Origin of the sequence: Parvibaculum sp. (assembly GCF_040882025.1) — a bacterium.
Taxonomy (GTDB): domain Bacteria; phylum Pseudomonadota; class Alphaproteobacteria; order Parvibaculales; family Parvibaculaceae; genus Parvibaculum.
Genome location: NZ_JBBECC010000167.1, coordinates 11599 through 14106 on the forward strand (window position 1 = coordinate 11599; position 2508 = coordinate 14106).

General features: G+C 65.2%; 3 protein-coding genes. 2 read left to right on the forward strand and 1 reads right to left on the reverse strand.

All coding sequences use genetic code 11. From position 1 onward, the window contains the following. On the reverse strand, window positions 1–272 hold a 272-nt coding region (locus tag WEB61_RS11990; RefSeq protein ID WP_368064566.1), incomplete at its 3' end, for a VOC family protein. A 96-nt stretch (window positions 273–368) separates the two neighbouring features. Here WEB61_RS11990 and WEB61_RS11995 point away from each other — a divergent pair. Beyond that, window positions 369–1157, forward strand: a complete 789-nt coding sequence (locus tag WEB61_RS11995; protein WP_368064567.1) for a M48 family metallopeptidase — start codon at window positions 369–371, stop codon at window positions 1155–1157. Continuing rightward, window positions 1154–2341 (forward strand): multidrug effflux MFS transporter, encoded by a 1188-nt coding sequence (locus tag WEB61_RS12000; RefSeq protein WP_368064568.1) that lies wholly within the window; start codon window positions 1154–1156, stop codon window positions 2339–2341. The genes WEB61_RS11995 and WEB61_RS12000 overlap by 4 nt, the downstream gene beginning before the upstream one ends. The last annotated feature ends 167 nt before the right edge of the window (window positions 2342–2508 follow it).

Consider the following 2508-nt stretch of genomic DNA (forward strand, 5'->3'; position numbering starts at 1 on the left):
CGGTCGGCCAGTTCGTGCCAGTCCCGCCAGTCGAGGATCAGCCCGAAATGGGGCACCGGCACCTCGTCGCCGTCGACCTGATTGGATGCGACATCGGCGCGCTCGCGCGGCGACACCAGATGAGCAACAATCTGATGGCCGCGAAGGTCGAAGTCGACCCATGTGTCGGACGAACGCCCCTCCGGGCAGCCGAGCAGGCCACCGTAAAATTCTCTCGCCCGGGAGAGGTCGTCGACCGCGAAAGCGAAATGAAATCGTGGCATCCTTGACATGATTCGAGCCTATCTCTTTTACCCTCGAACAAGAACGACCAGACCGCCGTCATCGCCCCGCCGGCCATACCGGAGGGCATTGGGTTCGACCGCATTATGAACAAACCGCCAAAGCCCGCATCGCTCCATTTCGATTATCTCCAGATCGACGGACGCACCGTCCCGGTCACCGTGCGCCACAATCCGCGCGCCAAACGGGTCATTGTCCGGGTCGACCTTGCCGCCGGTTCCGTACAGGTCACAGCCCCGTCGCGGCGCGGCCTCGGCAAGGCGCTTCTCTTTGCCCGCGAACAGCGCGAATGGATCGCCGAAAGGTTGCATCAGGTGCCGATGCCCGTTCCTTTCCGCAACGGCGCGCGCATTCCCTATCGCGGCAGGGAACATATCGTGCGTTACGTCGGCGCGCGGCGCGAGGATGCGCTGGAGCGCGGACCGGTCTGGCGAGTGCGCAGCGGCGACACGGGCGGCATGCCCGAAATCCGCGTAACCGGCCATCCCGATTTCGTGCAGCGCCGGGTGACCGACTGGTTGAGAACCAAGGCGCGCGACGAGCTCAACGAAAAAGCGCTTTTCTACGCCGACCTCTTCGAAGTTCGCCCCTCGCGCATCACTGTTCGCGACACGACGACCCGCTGGGGTTCCTGCTCGCCGACGCGGGCGCTTTCGTTTTCGTGGCGGCTGATCCTCGCACCGAGCTATGTGCTCGACTATGTGGCCGCGCATGAGGTCGCGCATATCCGGCACATGAACCATGGGCCCCGCTTCTGGAACCTCGTTGCCGAAGCGATCCCGAATTACGAAATGGCCAAGCACTGGCTGGAGGTCAACGGCCCCGGCCTCCACCGCTACGGCGCCGACCCGCTCGGCATCTTCGCCGGCCGATGAGGCTTTCGCCGGGTACCGCTCTCTTTACCGTCTTTCTCGGTGCGCTGACGGCGGTCGGTCCCTTGTCGACCGACATGTACCTGCCGTCGCTGCCGGCGATCGCGCTCGCCTTCGCGGCCGACACCGGCGCAACGCAACTCACCCTGAGCGCCCATCTTGTCGGTTTCGCCGGCTCACAGCTTTTCTATGGGCCGATGTCCGACCGATACGGACGCCGGCCGGTGATGCTTGCCGGGTTCACGCTCTACATCGCCGGCTGCTTCGCCTCGCTTTTCGTCGCCTCGATCGAAGAGCTGATCGCCGCTCGGTTTTTTCAGGCGATCGGTGGCGGCGCCTCGGTTGTGCTTGCCCGTGCCGTCGTGCGGGACCTCTATGAGGGGCCGGCGGCCGGACAGATGCTGGCTCGCATGGCCGCGATCATGGGCATCGTACCGGCGCTGGCGCCGATGCTCGGCGGCGTCATCGAGGCCGCCTATGGCTGGAAGATGAATTTCGTCGCCATGGGCGCCTTCGGCGCCGTTCTTGCGCTGATCGTCCTGACGAGCCTCGACGAGACTTTGCCGCCGGCGCGCCGGCAAAGCGCTGCGCCTCGCGCCATCCTCATCCACTACCGGCGGCTCATCGTCGACCGGCGCTATCTGCGTTATCTGCTGATCGCCAGCACCTGTTTCGCGGGGCTCTTCGCCTTCATCTCGGGCTCGTCCTTCGTGCTGCAGGGCCTCTACGGCCTTTCTCCAATCGCTTACGGGCTGTGCTTCGGGCTGATGGCGGCGGGCTATATCGCAGGGTCGCTGACCGGCGGGCGGCTGGTCAGACGGCTCGGCATCGACGGCACGCTGAAAGTCGGCGGCATGTTTGCCTGCCTCGGCGGGTTTTCGATGCTGGCGGGGTTGATCGGCAGCCCCTCACCGGTCGCAATCGTCGCGCCGATAATGCTTTACGGTTTCGCGGTAGGGCTGACCATGCCGCAGGCAATGGCCGGCGCTTTGACACCCTTTCCCGAAATCGCCGGCACGGCTTCGGCGCTTCTGGGCTTTCTGCAGGCCGGCGCCGCAGCCGCCGTGGGCGTTTATGTCGGGCACGGCGTGGGAACGAGCGCGATGCCGATGGTGGGCACGATCGCGCTGACCGGGTTTCTGACTTTCGCCGTGACGGTTTTCAGGCAGCGTAAAAGCGATAACTAGCGCCGGTCGCCGGACCTGCCCGGTTGCAAGATCGGCCTGCGCGGCTCGGTGCGGCCAAAGAGGCGGTCAAAGAAACCCGGCTCTTCCCATTCATATTCGAGGCTGGCGCCGGTCGACGCCGGAGCGGCATCGGCAAGCGGTGCTTCGGCCAGCATCATGTCGGGAAG